This is a genomic window from Methylobacterium sp. J-068, assembly GCF_022829445.1.
Lineage (GTDB): Bacteria > Pseudomonadota > Alphaproteobacteria > Rhizobiales > Beijerinckiaceae > Methylobacterium.
In genome coordinates this window covers 1-26,963 of the sequence record NZ_JAKSXY010000085.1, presented here as the reverse complement: position 1 = coordinate 26,963, position 26,963 = coordinate 1, and the positions used below count along the sequence as shown (strand labels likewise).

Annotated in this window: 23 protein-coding genes, 5 tRNA genes and 1 rRNA gene; 18 read left to right on the top strand and 11 right to left on the bottom strand. The window is 68.3% G+C overall.

Features of this window, described 5'->3' with window-relative positions:
* Positions 1-194: 194 nt before the first annotated feature.
* The 3 genes from MKK54_RS14500 (at position 195) to MKK54_RS14490 (ending at position 1,214) form a co-directional block, all read left to right on the top strand.
* Positions 195-271 (top strand) — tRNA-Asp (locus MKK54_RS14500).
* Between the two features lie 26 nt (positions 272-297).
* A tRNA-Asp gene (locus MKK54_RS14495) sits at positions 298-374 on the top strand.
* 396 nt (positions 375-770) lie between these two features.
* Complete coding sequence (locus tag MKK54_RS14490; RefSeq protein WP_244011893.1) at positions 771-1,214, top strand: CAP domain-containing protein; 444 nt, start codon at positions 771-773, stop codon at positions 1,212-1,214.
* 45 nt (positions 1,215-1,259) lie between these two features.
* On the opposite strand, the gene MKK54_RS14485 is transcribed toward MKK54_RS14490, so the two are convergent.
* Positions 1,260-1,547 (bottom strand): hypothetical protein, encoded by a 288-nt coding sequence (locus tag MKK54_RS14485; RefSeq protein WP_244011860.1) that lies wholly within the window; start codon positions 1,545-1,547, stop codon positions 1,260-1,262.
* A gap of 236 nt (positions 1,548-1,783) precedes the next feature.
* Complete coding sequence (locus MKK54_RS14480; protein ID WP_244011858.1) at positions 1,784-2,356, bottom strand: PAS domain-containing protein; 573 nt, start codon at positions 2,354-2,356, stop codon at positions 1,784-1,786.
* Positions 2,357-2,722: 366 nt separating this feature from the next.
* On the opposite strand from MKK54_RS14480, the gene MKK54_RS14475 reads away from it, so the two are divergent.
* Both MKK54_RS14475 and MKK54_RS14470 read left to right on the top strand, forming a co-directional pair.
* Entirely contained in the window at positions 2,723-2,962 is a 240-nt protein-coding gene (locus tag MKK54_RS14475; RefSeq protein ID WP_244011856.1) for a hypothetical protein, read from the top strand.
* A 194-nt stretch (positions 2,963-3,156) separates the two neighbouring features.
* Complete coding sequence (locus MKK54_RS14470; RefSeq protein WP_244011854.1) at positions 3,157-4,809, top strand: hypothetical protein; 1,653 nt, start codon at positions 3,157-3,159, stop codon at positions 4,807-4,809.
* A gap of 277 nt (positions 4,810-5,086) precedes the next feature.
* Here MKK54_RS14470 and MKK54_RS14465 read toward each other — a convergent pair.
* The 6 genes from MKK54_RS14465 to MKK54_RS14440 all read right to left on the bottom strand — a co-directional run bounded on the left by MKK54_RS14465 (position 5,087) and on the right by MKK54_RS14440 (position 11,932).
* Positions 5,087-5,162: transfer RNA gene (locus tag MKK54_RS14465), tRNA-Val, on the bottom strand.
* Positions 5,163-5,293: 131 nt separating this feature from the next.
* Positions 5,294-7,720, bottom strand: coding sequence for an endopeptidase La (gene lon, locus MKK54_RS14460; protein ID WP_244011852.1), 2,427 nt, complete (start codon positions 7,718-7,720; stop codon positions 5,294-5,296).
* A 257-nt stretch (positions 7,721-7,977) separates the two neighbouring features.
* Positions 7,978-9,249 carry an ATP-dependent Clp protease ATP-binding subunit ClpX gene (gene clpX, locus MKK54_RS14455; protein WP_238276775.1) on the bottom strand — a complete coding sequence of 424 codons (1,272 nt, stop codon included), beginning with the start codon at positions 9,247-9,249 and terminating at the stop codon, positions 7,978-7,980.
* Between the two features lie 218 nt (positions 9,250-9,467).
* Positions 9,468-10,094 carry an ATP-dependent Clp protease proteolytic subunit gene (locus MKK54_RS14450; protein ID WP_026176059.1) on the bottom strand — a complete coding sequence of 209 codons (627 nt, stop codon included), beginning with the start codon at positions 10,092-10,094 and terminating at the stop codon, positions 9,468-9,470.
* Positions 10,095-10,225: 131 nt separating this feature from the next.
* Complete coding sequence (tig, locus tag MKK54_RS14445) at positions 10,226-11,674, bottom strand: trigger factor (RefSeq protein WP_244011850.1); 1,449 nt, start codon at positions 11,672-11,674, stop codon at positions 10,226-10,228.
* A gap of 173 nt (positions 11,675-11,847) precedes the next feature.
* A tRNA-Leu gene (locus tag MKK54_RS14440) sits at positions 11,848-11,932 on the bottom strand.
* 207 nt (positions 11,933-12,139) lie between these two features.
* Between MKK54_RS14440 and MKK54_RS14435 the strand changes: the two genes are divergently transcribed.
* Positions 12,140-13,618, top strand: coding sequence for a multicopper oxidase family protein (locus MKK54_RS14435; protein ID WP_244011848.1), 1,479 nt, complete (start codon positions 12,140-12,142; stop codon positions 13,616-13,618).
* Here the strand turns inward: MKK54_RS14435 and MKK54_RS14430 are convergent.
* On the bottom strand, positions 13,615-15,120 hold the full coding sequence (locus MKK54_RS14430) for an NAD(P)H-hydrate dehydratase (protein WP_244011846.1): 1,506 nt from the start codon (positions 15,118-15,120) through the stop codon (positions 13,615-13,617). The two genes, MKK54_RS14435 and MKK54_RS14430, sit on opposite strands and share 4 nt — an antisense overlap.
* 194 nt (positions 15,121-15,314) lie before the next feature.
* Here MKK54_RS14430 and MKK54_RS14425 point away from each other — a divergent pair, with 194 nt between their 5' ends.
* The 12 genes from MKK54_RS14425 (at position 15,315) to MKK54_RS14370 (ending at position 26,427) form a co-directional block, all read left to right on the top strand.
* Complete coding sequence (locus tag MKK54_RS14425; RefSeq protein WP_003600526.1) at positions 15,315-15,653, top strand: P-II family nitrogen regulator; 339 nt, start codon at positions 15,315-15,317, stop codon at positions 15,651-15,653.
* A gap of 48 nt (positions 15,654-15,701) precedes the next feature.
* Positions 15,702-16,139, top strand: a complete 438-nt coding sequence (locus MKK54_RS14420) for a GNAT family N-acetyltransferase (protein ID WP_244011844.1) — start codon at positions 15,702-15,704, stop codon at positions 16,137-16,139.
* A 262-nt stretch (positions 16,140-16,401) separates the two neighbouring features.
* A complete protein-coding gene (gene glnA, locus MKK54_RS14415; protein WP_244011842.1) occupies positions 16,402-17,814 on the top strand; it encodes a type I glutamate--ammonia ligase in 1,413 nt (470 codons plus the stop codon).
* A 569-nt stretch (positions 17,815-18,383) separates the two neighbouring features.
* Complete coding sequence (locus MKK54_RS14410; protein WP_244011840.1) at positions 18,384-19,127, top strand: hypothetical protein; 744 nt, start codon at positions 18,384-18,386, stop codon at positions 19,125-19,127.
* Between the two features lie 257 nt (positions 19,128-19,384).
* Complete coding sequence (locus tag MKK54_RS14405) at positions 19,385-19,771, top strand: thioredoxin family protein (protein WP_244011838.1); 387 nt, start codon at positions 19,385-19,387, stop codon at positions 19,769-19,771.
* Positions 19,772-19,779: 8 nt separating this feature from the next.
* The gene (locus MKK54_RS14400) at positions 19,780-20,499 is read left to right on the top strand and encodes a cytochrome c biogenesis CcdA family protein (protein ID WP_244011837.1); all 720 of its coding nucleotides are present in this window, start codon (positions 19,780-19,782) and stop codon (positions 20,497-20,499) included.
* Positions 20,500-20,612: 113 nt separating this feature from the next.
* On the top strand, positions 20,613-21,647 hold the full coding sequence (locus MKK54_RS14395; protein WP_244011835.1) for a fumarylacetoacetate hydrolase family protein: 1,035 nt from the start codon (positions 20,613-20,615) through the stop codon (positions 21,645-21,647).
* 99 nt (positions 21,648-21,746) lie between these two features.
* A complete protein-coding gene (locus MKK54_RS14390; RefSeq protein ID WP_244011833.1) occupies positions 21,747-22,325 on the top strand; it encodes an NADPH-dependent FMN reductase in 579 nt (192 codons plus the stop codon).
* Positions 22,326-22,384: 59 nt separating this feature from the next.
* Positions 22,385-22,726: a hypothetical protein gene (locus MKK54_RS14385; protein ID WP_244011831.1), complete on the top strand. Its 342-nt coding sequence runs from the start codon at positions 22,385-22,387 to the stop codon at positions 22,724-22,726.
* 139 nt (positions 22,727-22,865) lie between these two features.
* Entirely contained in the window at positions 22,866-25,178 is a 2,313-nt protein-coding gene (gene rnr, locus MKK54_RS14380; RefSeq protein ID WP_244011829.1) for a ribonuclease R, read from the top strand.
* Between the two features lie 42 nt (positions 25,179-25,220).
* Positions 25,221-25,727, top strand: coding sequence for a DUF983 domain-containing protein (locus tag MKK54_RS14375; RefSeq protein WP_409564185.1), 507 nt, complete (start codon positions 25,221-25,223; stop codon positions 25,725-25,727).
* Entirely contained in the window at positions 25,672-26,427 is a 756-nt protein-coding gene (locus MKK54_RS14370) for an NUDIX hydrolase (protein ID WP_244011827.1), read from the top strand. The genes MKK54_RS14375 and MKK54_RS14370 overlap by 56 nt, the downstream gene beginning before the upstream one ends.
* 294 nt (positions 26,428-26,721) lie before the next feature.
* On the opposite strand, the gene MKK54_RS14365 is transcribed toward MKK54_RS14370, so the two are convergent.
* Positions 26,722-26,798 (bottom strand) — tRNA-Met (locus MKK54_RS14365).
* 49 nt (positions 26,799-26,847) lie between these two features.
* Positions 26,848-26,963 (bottom strand): 5S ribosomal RNA (gene rrf, locus MKK54_RS14360).

The following is a 26,963-nucleotide window of genomic DNA, read 5'->3' as shown; positions in this document are numbered from 1 at the left end:
CGAGGGGGCGTATGACAGAAAAGAGACGCGGTTTCAATGGTGGCCCGACGGCGAGAATCCCCCTGCCCGCGGACCGTCGGCCGCGCCGGATCGCTCCCGCCAGATTCCCATGCGAATGCGCTCCGGGATTGCTTGACAGCCCCCGGCACTGAACCTACACCCCCGACACCGCCGGAAACGGGGCGGGACGTCAAGCGGGCGTAGCTCAGTCGGTTAGAGTGCCGGCCTGTCACGCCGGAGGTCGCGGGTTCGAGTCCCGTCGCCCGCGCCACGTCGCCTTCAGACCGAATAAATGATGCGGGCGTAGCTCAGTCGGTTAGAGTGCCGGCCTGTCACGCCGGAGGTCGCGGGTTCGAGTCCCGTCGCCCGCGCCATTCCTCATCCTGCATTTCATTTGCGTGGCCGATCCGGCCTCCGTCGTCCTCGCGGCTCGTCGATGTCGTGTCCGGCCCCGGTCTACCTTCCACACGCTCCGCCTTCATGCGGATGCGGCGGATGGCGAGCCTGACCGATCCTGGCCATCACCACCCGTCCGCGCGGCACCCGCGCCGGCTCGCGGGGCGTCGTGATCGGGAAGACACAGGCGTGGGCGGGTGGCGCGAGGCCCGGACGCGTGCCGCGTTTTCGCCGCATCGGCCCGGAAAGGGGTCCGCTCCCGCCGAGGCGCGCCGCGAGATCCTTTCGAACCCATGCCCGCACTCATGCCCATATCCGCGTTCCCCCGCTGCGTCTGCCGCGCGCCCCTCTTCGCCGGCCTCTCGCTTCTCCTGATGCTGGCCGGCTGCGGCAGCCCGAGTCTCATCGCACCCGAGCAGCCGACCAGCCTCGTGGTCCTCGACGAGCAGGCGGCGGCCGCCGCGATCTCGCGCTACCGCGCGCAGCATGGGCTCGGTCCCGTCGTCATCGATTCGAGCCTGATCCGGGCCGCCTCCTACCAGGCCGCCTCGAACGCGAAGGCCGGACGCCTCAGCCACGAGATCGGCGGCACCTTCAACGCCCGCATGGCGGAGGCCGGGTTCGGGCGCACCTACGCCTCCGAGAACCTGAGCGCCGGCTCGGCGACCTTCGACGAGGTACTGGCCCGCTGGAAGGCCTCGCCCGAGCACAACAAGAACATGCTGCTCCCGCAGCTCAAGCGCGTCGGCATCGCGCGGGTCGATGCGCCGGGCACCCGCTACAAGCGCTTCTGGGCCCTGGTGATGGCCGGAGGCTGAGGCCTCCCGCCGGAAGGGTCCGGCATCGGCCGGGACGACACGCGCTCAGGAATCCGGGTCGCCGGACTCCGCCTCGGCGAGGCCATCCTGCAGCGAGCGGATGATCGTCCGCATCTCCGGAACCATGGCGATCGCCTTGGCGATGCGTTGCGCCTCGTCCCGCGTCATGGCGCCGGTCGCCGCGCGCTGGTCGGCATCGGCCGAGAAGTAGGTCCAGGCGACGGCGAGCCCGCTCGCATCCTCGACACAGAAACTCTCGGCCTTCTCGACCACGATCCAGGGCGGCGGGAAGCCCCGCCCCGGGCCCGAACGATCGCCGGCTTCATCCGTCACGGTGTACCTCTGCGATGAAAGCGGATTCGGGGAGATCCTCACCGCATCCACGATGACAGGAAAGAGGAGCGCCCGAGGTCACGAGCCGCCGGGGAGGCGCTTTGCCTCGCGCATCCTGCGACGCGGGCCGATCATACCGGAATTCATCCGATCGCGTGAGGCACTCACGCCGCCCATCGAACGGGCCATGACCGAGCCCCCATTGGTGTGTCACGTCGCCGGCGCGAGTTTTTCGGTCAATGTCGGGCGCGCACCTCCTGAGCGAGGCCTCGTGCCAGGTTGATCAGCAGGTGGTCCAAGAGAAGCAGGCTGTCCTTCGCGTCCGGTGCGCGCATCTCGGCCAAGCACCGCCGGGCCGCGATCAGGTGGTCGATCCCCTCGAGCAATCCCGCGGGGAAAGCGCCTCGGCCATCCGACACTTCGTCCTGCGCAGCTTCGAGCAGGCCAGAATCCGACAAATCGACGACGATGCCGCTCGTGCGGACGTCGCTTCGGCCTTCCGCGGGGCTCACGTTGCCGCGCATGAGAAGGCGACGGGAAGGCCCAAGCGCAGGATCGGTGCGCAACGTCGCATTGATCATGCCGCCGCTCCGGAGGATTGGGGCCACCTTCGCGAGGTAGGTCGCCCGGTCCTCCGGATGCACCACGGCCGCGAGTTCGCCCAATCCGAGACCGGTGAGTCGCTGATCGTTCGGCAACCCGAATGCGAGGGCCGCCCCACGGCAGTAGCAGAAACGGTCCCGCTCCATATCGTAATCCCAAACGCCGGCCTGGGCCGCGAGGAGCGCCGAGGTCTTGTCGTCGATCACGGATCGTCGTCGGTGGGTCGGGACATCGGCCTGTGAATCGCTTGGCATGCCGGTTTCCCCCACGGATTGGCCAGAAGCCTTGTTGGAACCTAGTCAACGCAGGACTTCGCGTCGATGATCCACCGGCTCTCGATTGCCAGGGCCGGGCGTTGGATGTCGTCATTCGCCAGGAGATTTGCTGCGTTGAACAATGCCTCGTGCAAAGATGACGCCATCTATTGATTTTGTTTAATTTCTCTGACGTGGGAATTTCAGCCTCCATACATCGCTTCGCATGGCGGAACGCAGAAATAATTCCGCCATTCCGACGGTGACTGATCTTAAAAATTCCGTTAAGCGATGCGGTCTGTATGATGGGCTCAAGGCATGCCGGACCGGAAAAAATCGGACGACGTTCTCGCGGAGCAGTCGCTGGCCCGCATCGCCGAAGCCTTGGGTGTCCCGGTCGACAGCTTCCGCCGTTCGGCCGGCCGGATCACCAATCCAGAGTATACATTGGAATTGCTTCGCCTCTGGTCCGAATTGGATAATGACTTTTCGTGCGAGAGCTTATTGGTCTACGCACGTCAACTGGTCGCGATGCAGAACGATAGCAAGCAGAACTAAATTGTATCCGGCAAGACGTATTCGCTGGAGCGGACGGATGCCACCTCGCAGACCATAGTCGCGAGCCTGTGCGCGGACCCGAGATGGCACGTCGCAAAGGGGTCGACAGCCTGCCGCCGGAAGCTCACGGACCAAGGCGCGGTGTCCGGCCGGCGTCTGACGCGCCCTCTCTAAAACCATCTGGAGACGATTCCATGCGTCTGGGCAAGATTCCTCTCGTGGTCTGTCTGCTCCTGCCCGGATCGGCGCCCGCGCTCGATGCCGGGCGACGGCCGGGCAGCCCCCCGGACGTGGGGCAGACGCCCTCCCCGACGCTGAAGGGACCGAATTCGTCGGACCCCACCGATGGAACGCGCGCGAATCCGTTCAACCTCACGACGCCTCGGACCCTGTCCAGCCTGTTCGGTGATCTGCCCATCACGCCGCAGCATTTCCCGGAGCTCTATTCGGGGGACGACGCGACCGTCGCCGTTCAGACCGCGATCGACACCGCGCTGGCGCAGAACCGCCCGTTCTCGTGCCACGGCGATTACCGTGTGAGCCAGATCGTCGTCGCGAGTGGCGGGCTTCGATTTACCGGCAATTGCCGTTTCCTCGGAAACGCGACGGCTCCGACGCCGAGCGTGCTGGAGTTCCGGGCTGGGGTGGTCAACATCACGGGCAAGCTCGAAGTCTCCGCCCAGTACAGGACCAATTACGAAGCGGCCTTCTGGTGGAACACCAACGCGCAGGGCTCGGAGGTGCACAATCTGAGCGCAACCCAGGCGAAGCTCTGCTATAAGATCGGGTCCCCGGACAAACCCAGCACGCTCCTGTCCGAGCTGACTTTCTTCGGCGGCCACACCTACGGCTGTACCCAGGTCGCCCAGTTCATCGGCACCGAGACCTACGTCCACGTCGTCGGCGCTCAATGGGGGTCCGACGACCTGGGCGCGCCTTCGCGGAATTGGGCCGGGATACGCCACAAGGGCATCGTCGCGGTCGGCGCCGATGTCACCGTGACAGGCGGCGAGCTGCTCATGGCGGGCATCACCACGGGCGTCCTCGTCGAGAACCAGCCGATCGCCGCCCCGGACAAGGGCGTGCAATGGGGCCGGGTGCGGATACGCGGGACGACCGTGGAATCGGCCTCCCAGCTCGCGAACACCCTCAACCCGGAGAAACTCGCCTCCGCCCCTGCTGCCGGCAACCGAGGGCTCATTTCGTTCACCGGCGTGGGCGGCTATCACAGCCAGGACCTCACGCCCCTCCTCCAGACCGGAGCCGACTACGACGGCGAGGTGGTCTGGCAGAACAGCCGCATGTGGTTTCCGGCAGGCCAGCGGAAACGCGCCAACGTCCTCGCCGGCAGCACCAAGACCGACGTCTGGGTCGACGATCTCGGCTTCGGCACCGGCTTTCGCGCGGCCCTTTCCGGCACCGAGAACGGCATCGCGCATCACGGGTTCCGCCAGGTGCTCTACGCATTCGGCGTGACCCAGCCCCTCACCATCGGGGGCCAGTCCATCGCCTTCCAGACCGTCGACCCCAGTGGCGACGTCGCCCGCTACCTGCGCGACTACACGACCGGCACGGGTATCTTCACCGTGCCGCCGGGCGGCCTCGCCGAGGTAGAGGTCAGTGTCAATTTCGACTTCCCGGGCGCGCAGGGCGCCATCTCCGTGCTCCAGGCGGGGGGACGCATCGCCAAAGCGCCCATCGTCGACGGCGTGGGGCAGGTGCGGGTCACGCGTCGCAACATGCCGGCCGGCGCGACCCTCCAGGCCTTCGCCGAGCTGACTGCGCTGCCGACAGGTGGCCAGGGCGCACCCCACACCAACCACATCGCCATCGCGGTCCGGAATTGAGAACGGCCGGCCGTCTTCGGGCAGCCCAGGCTCTGGCAGGGATGAATCCCGCAATGGCCCCCTCTTCGATCGGTCGAGAAGTCCGGGAGCAGGGCAAGAACTGCCGGCTCGAAGCCTGCCGCGCACGCGGCCGCGTCCGGATGACTTCGAGATGCGGATCACCGTAGCGCGGGCCGATGGTTTCCGCGCACGGGTCTTCGCGCAGCTTCCAGCTTACCCTGTGCTTTCAAAGCGAGAAGGCTAGTCAGCAGACCTATGGCTAAGCCATTGACGGATATGGTGGGCGGTGAGGGACTCGAACCCCCGACCCTCTCCGTGTAAAGGAGACGCTCTACCAACTGAGCTAACCGCCCGCCGCGCCGCTTCGTAACGGAAGCGCATGAGGGCGCGCAACCCCCGACGGGGCGGTGACGCGGGACGCGCCCAGCAAAAAGGCCCCGGCATGTCTGCCGAGGCCTCGCTTCACTTCAAACCCCCGCCGCCCTCAATGGGCGATCACCGTCGCGGAATCCTCGTCGGCGATGACGGGACGGACCGGACGGGCCGGCTCCTCCCATTCGATCGCCTCGGGCACCCGGACCAGGGCGTGCTGGAGCACCTGGTCCATCCGCGAGACGGGGATGATCTCCATCCCGTTCTTCACGCTGTCGGGCACCTCGGCGATGTCCTTGGCGTTCTCCTCCGGGATGAGGACCGTCTTGATGCCACCGCGCAGAGCCGCGAGCAGCTTCTCCTTGAGGCCGCCGATCGGCAGCACGCGGCCACGCAGGGTGACCTCGCCCGTCATCGCCACGTCACGGCGCACCGGAATGCCCGTCAGCGTCGAGATGATCGCGGTCGCCATGCCGATGCCGGCGGACGGCCCGTCCTTCGGGGTCGCCCCCTCCGGCACGTGGACGTGGATGTCCCGGCGCTCGAACAGCGGCGGCTCGATGCCGAAATCGACGGCCCGCGAGCGGACATAGCTCGCCGCGGCCGAGATCGACTCCTTCATCACGTCGCGCAGGTTGCCCGTCACCGTCATCTTGCCCTTGCCGGGCATCATGACGCCCTCGATCGTCAGCAATTCGCCGCCGACCTCGGTCCAGGCTAACCCTGTGACCACCCCGACCTGATCCTCCTCGTCGATCTCGCCGTAGCGGAACTTCGGCGCTCCGAGGAAGACGGGCAGGTTCTCCTCGGTGACGGCGACGGCCTTCACCTTGGTGATGAGGATCTCCTTGACCGCTTTGCGGATGAGGTTCGACAGCTCACGCTCCAGGTTGCGCACGCCCGCCTCCCGCGTGTAGCGGCGGATGAGCATCAGCAACGCGGCATCGTCGATCTGCCATTCCTTGGCATCGAGGCCATGCTTCTTGATCGCGCCCGGGATCAGGTGCTTGCGCGCGATCTCGAGCTTCTCCTCCTCGGTGTAGCCGGCGATGCGGATCACCTCCATGCGGTCCATCAGGGGCGCGGGGATGTTCAGCGTGTTGGCGGTGGTGACGAACATGACGTTCGACAGATCGTAATCGACCTCGAGGTAGTGATCGTTGAAGGTCGCGTTCTGCTCCGGATCGAGCACCTCCAGCAGGGCCGCCGAGGGATCGCCCCGGAAGTCCATGCCCATCTTGTCGATCTCGTCGAGCAGGATGAGCGGGTTCGAGGTCTTCGCCTTGCGCATCGACTGGACGATCTTGCCGGGCATCGATCCGATATAGGTGCGGCGGTGACCGCGGATCTCGGCCTCGTCCCGCACGCCGCCGAGTGACATGCGCACGAACTCGCGGCCCGTCGCCTTGGCGATGGACTTGCCGAGCGAGGTCTTGCCGACGCCCGGGGGCCCGACGAGGCAGAGGATCGGGCCCGTGAGCTTGTTCGCGCGCTGCTGCACGGCGAGATACTCGACGATCCGCTCCTTGACCTTGTCGAGGCCGAAATGGTCCTCGTCGAGCAGGACCTGGGCGCCGAGGAGATCCTTCTTGATCTTCGAGCGCTTGCCCCACGGGATGCCGAGCATCCAGTCGAGGTAGTTGCGCACCACGGTGGCTTCCGCCGACATCGGCGACATCTGACGCAGCTTTTTCAGCTCCGCCACCGCCTTGTCGCGGGCCTCCTTGGTGAACTTGGTCTTCTCGATCTTCTCCTCGAGCTCGGCCAGTTCGTCCTTGCCGTCCTCGGAATCGCCCAGTTCCTTCTGGATCGCCTTCATCTGCTCGTTGAGGTAGTACTCGCGCTGGGTCTTCTCCATCTGCCGCTTCACGCGGGTCCGGATGCGCTTCTCCACCTGGAGCACGGAGATCTCGCTCTCCATCAGCGACAGCACGCGCTCCAGGCGCTGCGCCACCGTGGGAATCTCCAGGATCGCCTGCTTGTCGGCGATCTTGACCGCGAGGTGCGAGCCCACCGTGTCGGCGAGCTTCGAGGGCTCGTCGATCTGTGTCACGGCGGAGACGACCTCGGGCGAGATCTTCTTGTTGAGCTTCACGTAGTTCTCGAACTCGGCGATGACCGAGCGGGCGAGCGCCTCCGCCTCGACGCTGTCACCGAGTTCGTCGGTGAGGGTCTCGGCCTCGGCCTCGTAATAGGTGTCGGACTTCGAGAAGCGGGTGATCTTGGCACGTCCCGCGCCCTCGACCAGCACCTTCACGGTGCCATCGGGCAGCTTTAGGAGCTGCAGCACGGAGGCCAGGGTGCCGATCTTGTAGATGGCATCCGTCGAGGGGTCGTCCTCGCTCGCGTTGATCTGCGTCGCCAGCAGGATGTGGCGGTCGGTGCGGACCGCCTCTTCAAGGGCGCGGATCGACTTCTCGCGGCCGACGAAGAGCGGCACGATGATGTGCGGGAACACGACGATGTCGCGCAGGGGGAGGACGGCGTAGGAGCCCGTCGAGCCCGGAACAACGGGCTGGCGCGATTTCGATTGGGTCATATCGGACTTCCTCATGATGGACGCCGGGCAGTCGCTCCTCCCATGGAGCAAGCATCCTGCCAGGGGCCGACCGGGCCGCGAGGGGGTCGGAAGTGTTCAGGGAACGAGTCGTGGACGATGCGGCTGGTGGCGGGACACCGCGCCTCGGAAGGGTGAGCGTGCGGCCATCGCGCTGGGTTTGAGATGGAAATCGGGGCGGATGTTTTCAAGCATCCGCCCCGTGGCTCGACCCAGACCTGATGAAGCCCCGAAGAGGCTCAGGCGCTGACGCTGGCCGGGGCTTCCTTGTTGCGGTCGCCGTGAATGTAGAGCGGCCGCGACTTGCCATCGACGACTTCCGGCCCGATCACCACCTGCTCGACGGAATCGAGGCCGGGCAGGTCGTACATCGTCTCGAGCAGGATGGTCTCCAGGATCGAGCGCAGGCCGCGGGCGCCGGTCTTCCGCTCGATCGCCTTGCGGGCCACCATCGAAAGCGCCTCGTCCTGGAAGGTCAGGTCGACGTTCTCCATCTCGAAGAGGCGCTGGTACTGCTTGACCAGGGCGTTCTTCGGCTCCTGCAGGATGCGCTTGAGCGCGGTCTCGTCGAGATCCTCCAGCGTCGCCAGCACCGGCAGGCGGCCGACGAATTCGGGGATGAGGCCGAACTTCAGCAGGTCCTCGGGCTCGACGTTGCGGAAGATCTCGCCGGTGCGGCGGTCGTCGGGGGCCTGCACGGTCGCGCCGAAGCCGATCGAGGTGCCCTTGCCGCGCGCCGAGATGATCCGCTCCAGGCCCGCGAAGGCGCCGCCGCAGATGAACAGGATGTTCGTGGTGTCGACCTGCAGGAATTCCTGCTGCGGGTGCTTGCGGCCGCCCTGCGGAGGCACGGAGGCGACGGTGCCCTCCATGATCTTCAGGAGCGCCTGCTGCACGCCCTCGCCCGAGACGTCGCGGGTGATCGACGGGTTGTCGGACTTGCGCGAGATCTTGTCGATCTCGTCGATGTAGACGATGCCACGCTGCGCCCGCTCGACGTTGTAGTCGGAGGCCTGGAGCAGCTTGAGGATGATGTTCTCGACGTCCTCGCCGACGTAGCCGGCTTCCGTCAGAGTGGTGGCGTCCGCCATGGTGAAGGGCACGTCGAGGATGCGGGCCAGGGTCTGGGCCAGCAGCGTCTTGCCCGAGCCGGTGGGCCCGATCAGCATGATGTTCGACTTCGCCAGCTCGACGTCGTTGTGCTTCGAGGCGTGGGCGAGCCGCTTGTAGTGGTTGTGGACCGCGACCGAGAGAACCTTCTTCGCAAAATCCTGGCCGATGACGTAGTCATCCAGGACGCGGCGGATCTCCTTCGGGGTGGGCACCCCGTCGCGCGACTTCACCAGGGAGGACTTCGATTCCTCGCGGATGATGTCCATGCACAGTTCGACACACTCGTCGCAGATGAACACCGTCGGGCCCGCGATCAGCTTGCGGACCTCGTGCTGGCTCTTGCCGCAAAACGAGCAGTACAGCGTGCTCTTCGAGTCGTTGCCGCCAGTCTTGCTCATATCGGTCTCCGTTCGCGGGCATGGCGCCGGTCCGGGGCGCACACGCATCCTTCGAATTTAAGTACGTCCGCCTAAAGAAACAGTCACCTGCGCGCTTCTGCCGGCTTCGATCAGACTGACGATGCAAGCACGCGACCGCGACGGGATCAAGGCAGGCCGGCACATGCGTCCCGCATCGAAAGGACGCGCCGGGCCTAAGCAACCCGGCGCGCGGTTCCTCAGGCGGCCGCTGGCTCGGGGCGCTTCTGGATCACTTCGTCGATCAGGCCGAACTCCTTGGCGGCGTCGGCCGTCATGAAGTTGTCGCGCTCCAGCGCCTGCACGATGGTGTCGTAGTCGCGGCCGGTGTGCTTCACGTAGATCTCGTTGAGGCGCTTCTTCAGGGCCTCGATCTCGCGGGCATGGATCAGGATGTCGGTGGCCTGGCCCTGGAAGCCGCCGGAGGGCTGGTGCACCATGATCCGGGCGTTCGGCAGGGCGAAGCGGTGGCCGGGCTCGCCGGCGGTCAGCAGCAGCGATCCCATCGAGGCGGCCTGGCCGACGCAGAGCGTGGTCACGGGGCAACGGATGAACTGCATGGTGTCGTAGATCGACAGGCCGGAGGTCACGACGCCGCCCGGCGAATTGATGTAGAAGGAGATTTCCTTCTTCGGGTTCTCGGCCTCGAGGAACAGCAGCTGCGCGACGATCAGCGACGCGCCGTAATCCTCGACCGGGCCGGTCAGGAAGATGATGCGTTCGCGCAACAGGCGCGAATAGATGTCGAAGGCACGCTCACCGCGGCTCGACTGCTCGACCACCATGGGCACGAGCGCGCTGTTATAATAGTCGACCGGATCTCTCATCATCACGTGCCCCAGCTACAAGGGGTCCGGCCGCGCCGCGAATCAGGCGCGCACCGGACGTTTCAGCGAACTACGACGACGGTGAACGCCGCCTTACTCATCGCCCGCCGCCCTCGTGGGAGCAGGCGGGCTCAGTCGGCCTTGGCGACGGCGGGCAGGGCCTCGTCCGAAGCCGAGGATTCCGTCGGGGTCTCCGTCGAAGCCGTCTCGGCCTTCGCCCCGTCGGTCTCGGAAGCCTCGTCCTCGTCGGCGAACAGCGCCTCCTTCGAGACCGGCTCCTCGACGAGCTTCACCTGCGCGAGAACGTGGTCGACGACCTTCTCCTCGAAGATCGGCGCACGCAGCTCGGCCAGCGCCTGGGCGTTCTTGCGGTAGAAGTCCCAGACCTGCTGCTCCTGGCCGGGATACTGCCGCACCCGGGCGATCAGCGCCTGGTTCACCTCGTCGTCCGTGACCTTGATATCGGCCGTCTCACCGACCTGCGCAAGCACCAAGCCGAGGCGCACGCGACGCTCGGCGATTTTGCGATACTCGGCGGTGGCCTTCTCCTCGGTGGTTCCCTCGTCCGCGAAGGTCTTCTCGCGGGACTTGAGGTCCTGCTCGACCTGGGCCCACACGGCGGCGAATTCCTGGTGGACGAGGCTCGGAGGCAGCTCGAAGGCGTACTTCGTGTCGAGGGCGTCGAGCAGGTCCTTCTTGAGCTTGCGACGGGACTGCGCCTCGAAATCGCTGCCGATGGCGGTCGAGACCGCCTCCTTCAGCTTGTCGAGGGAATCCATGCCGAAGCCCTTGGCGAGCTCGTCGTCGATCTTGGTCTCGCCCGGGGCCTGGATCGCCGTCACGGTGACGTCGAACTCGGCATCCTTGCCGGCGAGCTGCGGCGCGCCGTAGGCCTCCGGGAAGGCGGTCTTGACGACGCGCTGCTCACCGACCTTGGCGCCGACGAGCTGGTCCTCGAAGCCGGGGATGAACGAGCCGGAGCCGAGCTCCAGGTCCACGCCCTCACCCTTGCCGCCCTCGAACTCGGTGCCGTCGATGCGGCCGACGAAGTCGATGGTGACGCGGTCGCCGGTCTCGGCCGCCGCGCCCTCGTCGCGGGGCGAGAAGCTGCGGTTGGACGAGGCCATGCGGGTGATGGCCTCGTCGACCTCCGCGTCGGAAGGCTTGGCCACCTGCTTGGTCAGGCTGACGTCGGAGAGGTCGGCGAGCTCGAAGGTCGGCAGGACCTCGAGGGCGACGTTGAAGGAGACGTCGTCCTTCGCGTCGAGGGCGCGCTCGACGATGGACTTGTCGCCGGGGAACTCGATCTTGGGCTCGAGGGCGAGCTTGAGGTTGTTCTCGGAGACGATCTTCTGGTTCGCCTCGTTGACGGCGTTCTGCAGCACGTCCGCCATCACGGAGCGGCCGTAGAGCTTGCGCAGGTGCGCGACCGGCACCTTGCCGGGGCGGAAGCCCTTGATCTGGGCCTTGTCCTTCAGGGTGGACAGCTCGCTCGTCAGGCGCTCCTCGAGCTCGTTCGCGGCGAGCAGGACCTGAAACTCGCGCTTCAGTCCCTGGGAGAGTGTCTCGGTCACCTGCATGGTCGTCTTTCCGCTGTCGTCCGTGTGATCGCGTAAATTCGTTGCCCCGCCTGACCCGTCGCGACGGACCGGACGCGGCCGGCGAGGGGACATCGCACCGCCGAGGGGCCGACTTCCTACGGCGGGCCGGGCGGCCATCGCTGTGAGCCAATCCGTTCCCGACGGCGAAGGACTGGTGCGGGCGGAGGGGCTCGAACCCCCACGTCTTGCGACACTGGAACCTAAATCCAGCGCGTCTACCAGTTCCGCCACGCCCGCAAGCGCCAACGCCCAGCGCGCATTCCGCCGCCAGAGCGCGGTCCTATAGCACGGGTGCAACGGGCCGCATCAAAAAAAGTCGGGTCCCTTCCGGATCGCCGCGACGGGCGGGACGCGCCGATTTGGCGTCCGCCGGACCCGCATTCTACAAGCGCGGCCCGGACGTCTCCGCTCCCGATCCCGCCCTTTTCCCTTCGCCGAGGTTCCATGCTGAAAGCCCGATCGCTCGCGACGAACGCCAAAGCCTCGGCTCCATGCTCGGCCTCACGCCGCGCCCTGCTCGGGGGCGCCGCGGCCCTGACGCTGATGCCGCGCGCCGCGCTCGCGCAGGCAGCGAAGCCGGTGCCGGTCACCCCGCCGACGCCGCCGCCGGCGAGCGCACCGCCGGCCCGGATCCTGACGGCGGCCCCCGGAACGACCCGCCTCAAGCCGGAGCCCGCCGCGGCGACGCCGGTCTGGTGCTTCGACGGCAAGGCTCCGCCTCCGGTGGTTCGGGTGAAGCTCGGCGAGACCGTGCGGCTGAAGGTCGAGAACAAGACCGACAAGCCCTTGAGCCTGCACTGGCACGGGGTGCGCAACCAGAACCCGATGGACGGGGTCGGCGGCGTGACGCAAGGGCCGATCGCGCCCGGCGCCGACTTCACCTATGCCTTCGTGCCGCCGGATGCCGGCACCTTCCTGATTCGGCCCCTCGTGGTGGGCGGCTCCAGCGAGCCCTCCGGGCGCGGCCTCGCCGGGGCCCTGGTGGTCGAGGAGGCGTCGCCCCCGGCCGTGGACCAGGACCTGACCCTGCTGATGCAGGATTGGCGGCTCGACGACGATGCCGGCCTGATGGCGTTCGGCCAGACCGCCTTCGCGGCGAGTTCCGGCCGGCTCGGCAGCCTCGTGACCCTGAACGGCATCCCCGTCCCGGCGCCGATCACGGCGCGCCCGGGCAGCCGCCTGCGCCTGCGCCTCGGCAACGTCTGCAACGCGCGCGGCACCCGCATCCGCTTCGACGGCGTGAAGGTCTACGTCCTGGCCGTGGACGGACAGCCCACCGACACCTTCGAGCCCCTGCGCGCCACCCTGCCCTTCCCGCCCGGCACCCGCTACGACCTGATGCTCGACCTGCCCATGGAGGCCGGTGCCACGGGCAGCATCACGGCGCTGATCGGCAACGGCATCGCGCTGGCCACCCTGACGCTGGCGGGCGCGCCCGTGACGCCGGCGCGGCCCCCGATCACCAAGATGGCCGAGAACAAGCTTCTGCCCGCCGAGGTGAAGCTGCAGAACGCGGTGCGGCGCGACGTCACGATCACGGGCGGCGCCCGCATCGAGAAGGACAAGCCCACGGCCGAACCGGCCTATGCCGGCGACCCGAACCGGGTCTGGGCCGTGAACGGGACCAGCGGCGCGGCCGGGCAGGCGCCGCTGTTCTCGGTGAAGCGCGGACAGGTGGTGGTGCTGGCGATCCGGAACGAGACCGCCTTCCCGCAGGCGCTGCACCTGCACGGCCACGCCTTCCGGCTGCTCCACCCTCTCGACGACGGCTGGGAGCCGTACTGGCTCGACACCTTCCAGCTTCTCGAGAGCCGCACCGCGCGCATCGCCTTCCGGGCCGATAATCCGGGCCGCTGGCTCCTGAGTTCGACCGTGCTGGAGCGCTTCGACACCGGGCTGTGGACGAGCTTCGAGGTGACCTAACTTTCGAGGAGCGCCCGCAGCACCGCCGGCATCATCTCCGGCAGATCCTCGGCGATCAGGCCCGGTCCGTGGCGCAGACCGGCGTCACCGTGGAGCCAGACGGCGGCGCAGGCCGCCTCGAAGGGCGCCATGCCCTGCGCCAGCAGACCCGCGACGAGACCGGCCAGCACGTCGCCCGCCCCGGCGGTGCCGAGATAGGGCGTGCCGTGATCGTTGATCGCGGCGCGGCCATCGGGTGCGGCGATCACCGTGTCGGCACCCTTGAGTACCACGACGGCGCCCGCGAGGGCCGCCGCGCGGCGCGCCCGTTCCAGCTTGCCGCCCTCCGGGTCGACCGCGTCCGTGCCCTCGAACAGGCGCGCGAACTCGCCCTCGTGCGGGGTCAGCACGGCCTGCGCGTCCCCGTCCGCGAGGTGCGCGGCCAGCAACCGGGCCTGTCCCTTGAAGCTCGTCAGCGCATCCGCGTCGAGGACGAGGGCGCGGCCCGCCGCGGCGGCGACCGCCATGAGGTCGCGGGTGGCCGCGCCGGCACCGAGCCCCGGCCCGGCCAGGACCACGTTGAGGCGCTCGTCCACGAGAAGGTCGTCGAGATCGTCGGCCCCCTCGCAGGCGCGCAGCATGATCGCGGTGCAATGGGCGGCGTTCTCCGCCAGGGCGGAGGCCGGTGAGACCAGCGTGACGAGCCCGGCCCCGATCCGGAGGGCGCCGCGCGCCGCCATCCGGGCGGCCCCCGTCCGATAGGCGGGCCCCGAGAGCACGAGCGCGTGCCCGCGCGTGTACTTGTGGCTGGCGGCGGTGAGGCGGGGAAAGCCGCCGCGCCAGAGGTCCGGATCGTTGCGCCAGACGGGCGCATCGTCACCGAGCCCGGCCGCGAGGTCGGCCGCCCCGGTGCCGATCCCGGCCACGTGAAGGGTGCCGCAATGGGAACGGCCGGGCTCAAGCAGATGCCCCGGCTTCGGGGCGACGAAGGTGACGGTCTCGGTGGCCCGCACGGCCGTGCCGCGCACCGCGCCGGTATCGCCGTCGATTCCGCTCGGCACGTCGACGGCCAGAACGGGGCGGCCGGACTCCACGAGGCGCGCGACGAGATCCGCGACCTCCCCTTCGAGGTCGCGCGCGAGGCCGGCCCCGAACAGGGCGTCGATCACGAGGGCGTAGCCCGCCAGATCACCGAGTTTCGCCAGCGTACCGACAGGACCGGACCAGGCGGACGCCGCCTCGGCGGCATCGCCGGACAGGGATTCGAGCGGCGCAAGACCGACGAGGTCGACCGCGAAGCCCGCTTCCGCGAGGAGCCGCGCCGCGACGAAGCCGTCGCCGCCGTTATTGCCGGGACCGCACAGGACCAGGATGCGGTCGCTCGCCGCCGCCAGGGCGCGGGCGCGCTCCGCCACCGCCGCGCCGGCCCGCTCCATCAGGACCCGCCCCGGGGTTCCGCCCGCGATGGCGGCGGCATCGACCCGGCGCATCGCCTCGACCTTGAGCAGCCGCAGCGTCGTCATGGAACATTCCTTCTGCGATGCCCGTGCGAGGCCCACGAATCCGCCTCGGGGGCAGCCTTCGTCCAAACGATTTGCGGAACGTGCATATTTGTTGTGCAGTTTTCCGCCGTCTCCGGCCAAAACGGCGTGGCGAAGGCCGGACGGCGATGATACCAACGGTGGGTCAAGCAGCATCGAGGTCAGGCCCGCCCGGCATGAAGAAGATCGAAGCGATCATCAAGCCTTTCAAACTGGACGAGGTGAAGGAAGCCCTCCAGGAGGTCGGCCTCCAGGGCATCACCGTGATCGAGGCCAAGGGCTTCGGGCGCCAGAAGGGGCATACCGAGCTCTATCGCGGCGCCGAGTACGTGGTGGACTTCCTGCCCAAGGTGAAGCTCGAGATCGTCCTGTCCGACGCGTTGGTGGAGGGCGCCGTCGAGGCGATCCGCAAGTCGGCCCAGACCGGCCGCATCGGCGACGGCAAGATCTTCGTCTCGACGATCGAGGAAGCGATCCGCATCCGCACGGGCGAGACCGGCACCGACGCGATCTGAGCGGCGGCCCGCAATCCCGTGATTCAGGTGGCCTGCCGGCTCGATCCCGTGAGCAGCCCGTCGGATTGGCGCCACTTCCATACCCTCCGGCGCGACATTCTCTGGACGGCGCGCGGGCGGACGGGCTACGACGAGAACCACCCCGACGACCGCCGTCCCGACCACCATCCCCTCCTGCTGAAATGCCAGGACGGGCCCGTCGGCGTCGTGCGCCTCGACGATCGCCGCGACGGAACCGGGATCGTGAGGCTGGTGGCGATCGCGCCGGACCGGCGGGGTCAAGGTCTCGGCCGCGCCCTGGGCGCAGGCGTCGAGGCGAAAGCGCGGGGATTGAACATCGACACGCTCTTCGTGAACGCCGTACCGGATGCGGTGGGCTTCTACGAGGCGATGGACTGGGAACGGTTCTGCTGGGACACCTCGGAATTGGTCGGCGACGCCGCGAATTGCGTCCAGATGCGCAAGATTCTGAGGGCAAGATCTTGACGGTATACGGGGCCATGGCACGTCGGCGAGACCGGGATGTCGTCGCGGTGGAGCGCCGAGACGACGAAGTCAGATCTAAGTTTCTGTTTTTGCGTCTCTTCTGACGGCCCATGCGCTCCTGGCGCGCAGAAATTGCGCTGGCCCAGACGGCGCACCTGCGCTAAACGCTCGGCGCCCACCCCTTCCGCTCTGCGGCACGACGCCGGCCGCTGCGGCAAAACCACGGCCGCAACGGGCCGAGACATGAAGGAGACCCCCAAGGATGGCCAAGACTGCAGCCGACGTCCTGAAGGAAATCAGGGACAACGACGTCAAGTACGTCGACCTTCGGTTCACCGACCCGCGCGGTAAGTGGCAGCACGTCACGTTCGACGTCTCCCTCATCGACGACGAGATGTTCTCCGAAGGCACGATGTTCGACGGCTCGTCGATCGCCGGCTGGAAGGCCATCAACGAATCCGACATGCTGCTGATGCCCGACCCGGCGACCGCCTGCATGGACCCCTTCTTCTCGGCCTCGACCATGTCGATCGTCTGCGACGTGCTCGAGCCCTCCACGGGCGCGCCCTACAGCCGCGACCCGCGCGGCACCGCCAAGCTGGCCGAAGCCTTCCTGAAGTCCACCGGCATCGGCGACACGATCTATGTCGGCCCCGAGGCCGAGTTCTTCGTGTTCGACGACGTGAAGTTCGGCGCCGACCCCTACCACACGGGTTTTCAGCTCGACTCCACCGAGCTGCCGACCAACGGCTTCACCGATTACGAGGGCGGCAACCTCGGTCACCGCGTCGCCACCAAGGGCGGCTACTTCCCGGTGCCGCCGCAGGATTCGGCCCAGGACATGCGCGGCGAGATGCTGGCCGCCATGCAGTCCATGGGCGTGAAGGTCGAGAAGCACCACCACGAGGTGGCCTCCGCCCAGCACGAACTCGGCATGAAGTTCGACACGCTGACGCTGCTCGCCGACCACATGCAGATCTACAAGTACTGCATCCATCAGGTCGCCCAGAGCTACGGCAAGACCGCGACCTTCATGCCCAAGCCCGTCTACGGCGACAACGGCTCGGGCATGCACGTGCACCAGTCGATCTGGAAGGACGGCAAGCCGCTCTTCGCCGGCGACAAGTACGCGGATCTCTCCCAGGAATGCCTCTGGTACATCGGCGGCATCATCAAGCACGCCAAGGCGCTCAACGCCTTCACCAACCCGTCGACCAACTCCTACAAGCGCCTGGTGCCGGGCTACGAGGCCCCCGTGCTGCTCGCCTACTCGGCGCGTAACCGCTCGGCCTCCTGCCGCATCCCGTGGACGACGAACCCAAAGGCCAAGCGCGTCGAGGTCCGCTTCCCCGACCCGATGGCGAACCCCTACCTCGCCTTCTCGGCCCTGCTGATGGCCGGCCTCGACGGCATCATCAACAAGATCGATCCGGGCCCGGCCATGGACAAGGATCTCTACGACCTGCCCCCGCGCGAGTTGAAGAAGATCCCCACCGTCTGCGGCTCGCTCCGTGAGGCGCTGCAGAACCTCGACCGCGACCGCGCCTTCCTCAAGGCCGGCAACGTCTTCACCGACGACCAGATCGACTCCTTCATCGAGCTGAAGATGACGGAGGTCATGCGCTACGAGATGACCCCGCACCCGGTCGAGTTCACGATGTACTACTCGCTCTGAGGGCGAGGGGGCCGGGCCGCGCGCCCGGTCCAGCCGAGACGGCTTTCGAACGCCGGGGCTCCGCGAGGGGCTCCGGCGTTTCGCGTTCCAACTCCCGGATTTGCGAGGGGGGATCCGATGTCGTCGAGCACGACGACCCTTCTGCGGGCGAGATGGCTGATCTCTTCGGCCCGCCTTCAGGTCGCTTTTCAGCAGTTGTGTCTTTCACTTCGTGCGTATCATGTCGATCAACCCCGCGTGCCGGCCGGACATCCGGACGGTACGCGTCCCGACCGGTCGGGACGCGTACCGCACGACGAATATCGAACCCGACATGCGAACGACATACAGTGTCGGCGTCGTCATTGCTCATGATCCGACATCGCCGAGAGGATACCGCGTCTTAACGGCTTATCCACGCAACGATGCCGATCGATCTGAAAACCTCTACGGCATTCAAGTATTTTACCTTGTTAGGTCTTCAAGATATCGAATGAGATTATGAAGACATAAACCAAGCAAGAGATGGAATTACGAAATCAATCCCAGTCATTAAACGATAGTCCAGAACCAACCGCAACGCCACGCGCTTGGCACAACCGGAACCGCGACTGCCGAAGGACGAGAGTAAGGATGCGCGATCCCGGCGGGGCGGCCGCCTGGAGCGCGCCAACGCCCTGGTGCAGACCCTCGCGATCGTCGCGGCCGGTGCCTGGGCGGTCTACACCTTCATCTACGAGGCCCGGATCAAGCCGGCCCTGGAGCCGCCCGCCGTCTCGGTGACGACGAACCTCGTGCGGGCCGGCGAGCGCGGGCAGCACGTGGCCATCCGCTCCACCGTGACGCGCAGGAACGTGGGCCAGACCGGCGTGCGCGTGCTCGGCCTCGTCTACAACGTCACCGGCGTACGCGTGCGCTTCGCGCCCTCCGAGGGAAAGCCCACGGACGGCAAGCCCGCAGACGATATGCCGACCTCCGACCGCACCATCACGGCGCGCAGCTACGGCTTCGACGGGCCGGGCGAGGCGATCCTGCGCGAGAGCCGCCTGTTCGCCGGCGCGACCGATGCGGGGGGCGAGGCCTCCGACCTCAATCCGGGCGAATCCGTCTCGCGCGATCTCATCGTCTACGCGGATCGCGACCGCTTCGACTTCGTGCGCTTCGAGGTCGGCCTCGCCTACACCAAGGCGGACGACGCCCCCGTGCGCCTGCACTTCGAGACGAAAGGCGACGGCACCCTGGCCCTGCGCCCACAGGCCGATTGCCGGGCCGAGCCGCGGACCTGCGAGCGCCTGAAGACCACCGACTTCGCCACCGAATTCTCGCTCTGGTGAGCGGTGGTCGTCACGCGATCTTGTGCGGGATCCTGCCGCCGCACCCTCGCGATTCGCTGACACCGGCGCCACTCCGGCGTAGATGTCGGGCAAGGGTCGCCGCGCATCGCGGATGATTTGGCAAGATGGCCTGCACGAGGGCTCGCAGGACGGACATGACACGGCGGCCACGCGGCCCGATGAGGCGTGGCGCCGAAGCACGAAAGACGGCGCGGGCGCCGACGCCCGCACCGACCCACAGCCGAGGTGATCCGACCATGCTGCTCCGTCGTTCCCTGCTCGCGCTCCTCGCCCTCGCGCCGCTCGCCGGCCCCGCCCGCGCGGCGGAGATGGCCCCCTATTCCGCCGATGCGTTCGCGGCGGCACAGAAGGCCGGCAAGCCGATCCTCGTCGAGGTGAGCGCGCCCTGGTGCCCGATCTGCAAGACGCAGAAGCCGATCCTGGCCGAACTCGGCCGGCAGGCGCGCTTCAAGGACCTCGTCGTCTTCGACGTCGATTTCGACTCGCAGAAGGACGTGCTGCGCCGGTTCAACGCGCGCATGCAGAGCACGCTGATCGCCTTCAAGGGAGAGACCGAGACCGGCCGTTCCGTGGGCGAGACCCAGCCGGAATGGATCGAGGGTCTCGTCGAGAAGACTCTCTGAGCGAAGCGATGGGAGCCGGCCTCGGACTGAGCTTCCTCGCCGGCCTGCTGTCGGTGCTCTCGCCCTGCGTGCTGCCGCTCCTGCCCCTCGTCCTCGGCGCGGCCGCCTCCGAGCATCGCCTCGGGCCGCTCGCGCTCGCCTCGGGGCTGGCGCTCGCCTTCGTGGCGATCGGCCTGTTCGTGGCTACCATCGGCTTCGGCCTCGGCCTCGACACGGAGGTGTTCCGCACCGGCGCGGCCGTCGTCATGATCCTGCTCGGGCTCGTGCTGATGCTGCCGGCCGCGCAGACCCGGCTCGCGGTCGCCGCCGGCCCGGTGAGCGACTGGACGAACCGCCGCTTCGGCGGTGCTTCCGGCGCCGGCCTCTCCGGTCAGTTCGGCGTCGGCCTGCTCCTCGGCGCGGTCTGGTCCCCTTGCGTCGGCCCGACCCTCGGGGCGGCCTCGCTGCTCGCCGCGCAGGGGCGCGATCTCGCCGCCGTCGCTCTCACCATGCTGCTGTTCGGCCTCGGCGCGGCGCTGCCGCTGGTCGTCCTCGGCACCCTGTCGCGCGCGACGCTGATGCGCTGGCGCGACCGGATGATGGGCCTGGGGAAAGGCCTGAAGGCGGCCCTCGGCCTGATCCTGGCGGTGACGGGACTGGCGATCGTTCTCGGCTGCGACAAGGCGCTGGAGACAATCCTGGTGAACGCCTCGCCCGACTGGCTGACGCGCCTGACGACGCGATTCTAGACGTGCTCTCGAGCCGAAATGGGCACCGGGCCGATTGCATTTGCGCGGCGGCTGACCAAACTCACGCCAGCGACCGGCTCCGGTGAAGGGCGGGCGCATCGGAGGATCGAGCCATGAGCACGCGCCGCGACTTCCTGCACCTCTCGGCGGTGGCGACCGCCATCGGTGCCCTGGCCGGGCCGGCCGCCGCCCAGGCGCCGGATGCCGGCCCAGGCCGCGCGATTCCGCCGCCGCCCGGCGGCAATGGGCTGCGCCTCGTCACCTTCAAGCCCGATGCGGCGAGCGCCCCGCGGCTCGGTGCCGTGCGCGCCGACGGACGCGTCGTCGACCTCGTGCGTGCCGCCCTGCCGGGCTTCGATCCGACCGCGATGGTCTCGCTCATCGAGGCCGGGCCGGAAGCGCTCGAGGCCGTCCGTCGCGCCGCGCGCACCGGGGATGGCGTGCCGCTGGAGAGCGTCCGACTCCTCGCCCCGATCCCGGCGCCGACGCGCAACATCTACGCGGTCGGCTGGAACTACCTCGAACATTTCGAGGAGGGACAGGCGGTGCGCGGCACCAAGGCGGAGTATCCCGCGCACCCCGTGTTCTTCACCAAGGGCGTCAACACGGTGAACGGGCCCTACGACGCGATCCCCTACGACCCCATGGTCTCGACCGCGATCGACTGGGAGGTGGAGCTCGCCGTGGTCATCGGCACGCGCGGGCACAACATTCCGGAGGCCGATGCGATGCGCCACGTCTTCGGCTACACCGTCATCAACGACACCACGGCGCGGGACATGCAGATCAAGCTGCACGGCGGGCAGTGGTTCAAGGGCAAGAGCCTCGATGGGCACGGCCCCATCGGCCCCTGGATCATGCCCGCCGCCGACCTTGACCCGTCCGACCTGCACCTCCAGACGCGCGTCAACGGCGTGGTCAAGCAGGACGCCTCGACGAAACAGATGTATTTCAAGGTCGCCCGCATCATCGCCGAATTGTCGCACGGCCTCACGCTGCTGCCCGGCGACATCATCGCCACCGGCACGCCGCCCGGTGTCGGCAACGCGCGCAAACCGCCGGAATTCCTCAAGCCCGGCGACGTCATGGAGACGGAGATCGCCGGCCTCGGCACCCTTCGCAACGTCATCCAGGCCATTCCGACCTGATCCATCCGAGGCCGGGCCTATCGAGCGCGCGGCGGGCGCGGCTAACAATTCGGCCGCGTCCGCCCAGATGAGCGGAGAGCCAAAGCACCAGGAGCCCCCATGTCCCTCGTCGTTCCGGTCATCCTCGGCTCCGTGCGCTCCGACCGCCAGGGCCTGCGCGCCGCCCGCTTCTTGATCCGTGAACTGGAGAGCCGTGGCATCGAGGCGCCGCTGGTCGACCCGGCCGAGCTGAAGCTCCCGCTCCTCGACCGGATGTACAAGGAATTCCCCAAGGGCAGCGCCCCCGCCGTGCTGGAGGATCTGGCGACCCTGTATCGGCGCGCGGATGCCTTCCTGGTCGTCTCGGCCGAGTACAATCATTCGATCCCGCCGGCCCTGTCGAACACCCTCGACCATTTCCTGGAAGAATATTCTTGGCGGCCCTCGGGCATCGTCTGCTACTCGGCCGGGCAATATGGCGGCGTCCGTGCCGCGATGCAGTTGCGGGCGATGATGGCCGAACTCGGCGCGGCGAGCATTCCCTCGCTCCTGCCGATCCCCCGCATCGGCAAGGCCCTCGACGAGGCCGGGACGGCGCAGGACGAATGGCTGCCCAAGGCGGCCAAGCGCTTCCTCGACGAACTGGTCTGGTACGCCGAGGCCCTGAAGACGCGGCGGGCGGCCGGCACGCCCTATTGAGGGTCTGGCGCGAGGCTTGCCCCGCAGGCCCGACCGATTCCTCCCACCGAGAACCATCCATGCCCGAGAGCGCCGCCACGGACCTCCGCACCCTGCTCGCCAACCTCGTGCGCGCCGCCCTGATGTCCGACGATCGCGCCAGCGCCCTCTGGCGCGAGGCCGCCCGCCAGGGGCAGGCGGGGCTGGCCGCCGACCCGGGCCGGGTGGAAGGCCTCAACGTCGAGGGGTTCTGGACCCTGGCGGTGCGCGAGGCCGAGGCGCCCGAATACCGCGAGGCTGAGAATCAGGTGCAGTTCGGCTTTCCGGCCCTGTGCCCCTTCACCCTCTCCGAACTCACCGCGCGGGATTTCGACGTCGACGGCGCGGTGGAGCGCCTGCGCAAGTCCGCCGCCACCGGCTGAACCCTGTTCAGGGCGCGGCCCGCGCCGTTGCCGGCGCGGGCCGCGACGCCCATGTTAAGGGCCGAACCGGGATGGACGATCGTCGCCGGCAAACCTCTTTCCGCGTCCGGCCTCGCGCCCGCGCAGCGAGCCCGATCCCTTGGCAAAACGCATCGTTCCCAATCCCGGTCCCGGCGGCCTCCCCACCCGGGAGCAGATCCTCGCCTTCATCGCCGCCTCCGCCGAGACGGTCGGCAAGCGCGAGATCGCGGCGGCCTTCAACATCAAGGGCGCCGACCGCATCGGACTGAAGCGCATCCTCAAGGAGATCGAGCAGGACGGCGCCATCGCGCGGGGGCGCGGCGGCCTCGCGCCGTCCGGCCGCCTGCCGCCGGTGGTCCTGGCCGACATCACCTCCCGCGACCGCGACGGCGAGTTCCTGGCGAGCCCGGCCGAGTGGGATGTCGGCAACGGTCCCGCCCCGAAGGTCACCGTGGCGGCGCCGCGCGGCGGCCGGCGCCCGGGCCAGCCGGCCCCGGGCATCGGCGACCGCGTGCTCCTGCGCGTCGAGGCGAGCCCGGCCGAGCCCGGCCGCTACACCGGCCGGGTCATCAAGACCCTCGGCAAGAACAAGGCGGAGATCATCGGCGTCTACCGGGCCGGCCCCGAGGGCGGCCGCATCATTCCCGTGGAGAAGCGAGCGCAGGGCCGCGAGATCGCGATTCCCGCCGGCGAGGAGGGGGAGGCCCGCGACGGCGACCTCGTCAGCGTCAGCCTCCAGCGCGAGAGCCGCTTCGGCCTGGCCCAGGGCCGGGTGCGCGAACGCCTGGGCTCGCTCGGCTCCGAGAAGGCCGTCAGCCTGATCGCGCTCCATCTCCACCACATCCCCCACGTCTTCGCCGCCGCGACCCTGGCGGAGGCCGACGCGGTGGTGCCGGCGGGTCTCTCGGGCCGCGAGGACTGGCGGAACGAGCCGCTCCTCACCATCGACCCGCCGGATGCCAAGGACCACGACGATGCCGTGATGGCGCGGCCCGACCCCGATCCTGCCAATGCGGGCGGGTTCGTCGTCACCGTGGCGATCGCGGATGTCGCGGCCTATGTCCGGCCGGGCTCGGCCCTCGACCGCGAGGCCTTGACGCGCGGCAACTCGGTCTATTTCCCCGACCTCGTCGTGCCGATGCTGCCCGAGCGCATCTCCAACGACCTCTGCTCCCTGCGCGAGGCCGAGGACCGGCCGGCCCTCGCGGTCCGCATGGTGATCGGCGCCGACGGTGAGAAGCGCCGGCACAGCTTCCACCGCGTGATGATGCGCTCGCGCGCCAAGCTCGCCTACGCCCAGGCGCAGGCCGCGATCGACGGCTTTTCCGACGCCGTGACCGGTCCCCTGCTGGAGCCGGTGCTGCGCCCCCTCTGGGACGCCTACGCCGCCCTGCGCCGAGCCCGCGACGCGCGTGGGCCGCTGGCCCTCGACCTGCCCGAGCGCAAGGTGTTGCTCACGCCGGACGGCGCCGTCGACCGCGTGGTGGTGCCGGCCCGCCTCGATGCGCACCGGCTCATCGAGGAGTTCATGATCCTGGCCAACGTCGCCGCCGCGGAGACCCTGGAACAGGCGAGGCAACCCCTGATCTACCGGGTCCACGACGAACCCGCCCTGGAAAAGATGCGGGCGCTCGGCGAGGTGCTGGCCTCCATCGGCATCAAGCTTCCGAAAGAGGGCGCCCTGCGCCCGGCCCTGTTCAACCGGATTCTCGCCAGCGTGGCCGAGACCGAGCACGCGACCTTCATCAACGAGGTCGTGCTGCGCTCGCAGGCCCAGGCCGTGTACGCCGCCCAGAACCTCGGGCATTTCGGCCTCAACCTCCGGCGCTACGCCCACTTCACCTCGCCGATCCGGCGCTATGCCGACCTCATCGTCCACCGGGCCCTGATCGCGGCCTGCCGGCTCGGAAGCGACGGCCTGTCGTCGGACGTCACGGTGGCGGCCCTGGACCAGATCGGCGAGCAGATCTCGGCGGCCGAGCGCCGCGCCATGGCGGCCGAGCGCGAGACCATCGACCGGCTCATCGCCCACCACCTCGCAGACCGGGTCGGCGCCCACTTCACGGGCCAGATCTCCGGCGTGACGCGCTCGGGACTGTTCATCAAGCTCGACGAGACCGGCGCGGATGGCTTCGTGCCGATCTCGACCATCGGGGCGGATTACTACCGTCACGACGAGGCCCGGCACGCCCTGGTGGGCGAGCGCTCGGGCGAGACCCATCGCCTCGGAGACCGGGTCGAGGTCCGCCTCGTCGAGGCCGCCGCCGTGGCCGGGGCACTGCGCTTCGAACTCCTCTCCGAAGGGCAGGCCCGGCCGGAGCGCACCGGCCCCGCCGGCCGGACGCGCGGCGCTCCGCGCAAGCCGGGCGCGCCCGGCCGCCCGGCCGGTATCCGCAACACGGGGTCGCGCCACCGCGGGTCGCGCCGCTGAGGCGAACGGGATAGACTGCCGGCCATGCGCGGGAATCAGGACATGCCGGCCGTCGAGGATGTGGGGATGGTCAAGCGTTGCCCACGGGAGCGGGCCGGCCTCGTCACGGCGATGGCCCGCGGCTTCGTGGGACGCTGCCCGCATTGCGCCGAGGGCCGGATCTTCGGGCGCTTCCTCAAGGTCAGACCGGAATGCGACGTCTGCGGCCTCGAACTCGCGCATCACCGCGCGGACGATCTGCCGCCTTACATCGTCATCTTCGTCATCGGCCACATCGTCGGATATTTCCTCTTGGAAACCGAGATGAATTACGATGTCCCGCTTTGGTTCCAGCTCAGTTTCTGGCCCCTCGTCACGCTGCTGGGCTCGCTGGCCCTGCTGCAACCGGTGAAGGGCGCCGTGGTCGGCCTGCAATATGCGCTTGGCATGCATGGGTTCGCCACGCTACCGCTGCCTCGGATATCGGGTGTGCCGCAGGACGAGGAGACGCAGCATGGACCAGGCGACGGGCGTGCTGCCGACGGAGCCCCCGGCTTCGGTCCCGCCTGACGCCTCCAGGCGCAAGGCCGCCCTGCGACCCCGCAACGCCGCGACCCTGATCATCATCGACGGCACCCGACGCTCACCGAAGATCCTGATGGGGCGGCGACATCGGGGCCTCGCCTTCATGCCGGGCAAGTTCGTGTTTCCGGGCGGACGCATCGAACCGGGCGACCGGCACATGCCGGTGGCCGGCGCCCTCTCGAACCGGGCCGGCGATGCCCTGGCGCTGCGGGTGCCGCGCGGCGGCGAGGGACTGGGCCGCGCCCTCGCCCTCGCGGCGATCCGGGAGACCTACGAGGAGACCGGCCTGATGCTGGGGACGCGGGAATACGGCGCCCCGGACTCCGCGCCGGATGGAAGCTGGACGGCGTTTCGCGCCGCGGGCGTGATGCCGGATCTCGAAGCGCTGCGTTTCATCGCCCGCGCGGTGACGCCGCCCGGGCGCGTGCGCCGGTTCGATACGCGCTTCTTCGCGGTCGATCGCACGGCCATCGTCCACAGCGTCCCGGACGTGGTGTCACCGGATGCCGAGCTGGTGGAACTCGCCTGGGTCACGTTCACGGAAGCGCGCGCGCTCGCTCTGCCGCGCATCACCCGAGTCGTCCTCGACGATCTGGAAGTTCAGGTTCGGGGCGGCTTTGCGCCCTACCTCCCCATCCCCTATTACTACGAGCGCCACGGCAAGCCGCAGAGAGAAACCCTGTAGGTCGGAACCCCTTCACGCGCGCCGCAGTTGGACATCACCGGTGGGTGAGTGGGGAGACGCAAGATGTTGAAGGGCGGTTTGCTCTGGCTGATCGGAATACCGATCCCGGTGATTCTTCTGATCTACTTTTTCACGTCCTGGCTGCGCTGACGCGATCGACTTGGCAGGATCGTAACAGAATAAGCCCGACCCGCATGTTGTGCGGGTCGGGCTTATTCGTGCGCACCGTTCGTGCGCCTTGAACGCACACGACCCGCCTCGCGTTGGCGAGGCGGGTCGTGCGTGTGATGTATTTGGTTGCGGGGACAGGATTTGAACCTGTGACCTTCAGGTTATGAGCCTGACGAGCTACCGGGCTGCTCCACCCCGCGCCACCGTTTGATCGTTTGAGGGACTGTGTTGGTGTCTTGTCCTGTGCAGGTCTGGCGGCGACCGACTCTCCCGTGTCTTGAGACACAGTACCATGGGCGCTGGTGCGTTTAACGGCCGAGTTCGAGATGGGATCGGGTTCTGGGCGCACCGCTCAAACCACCAGA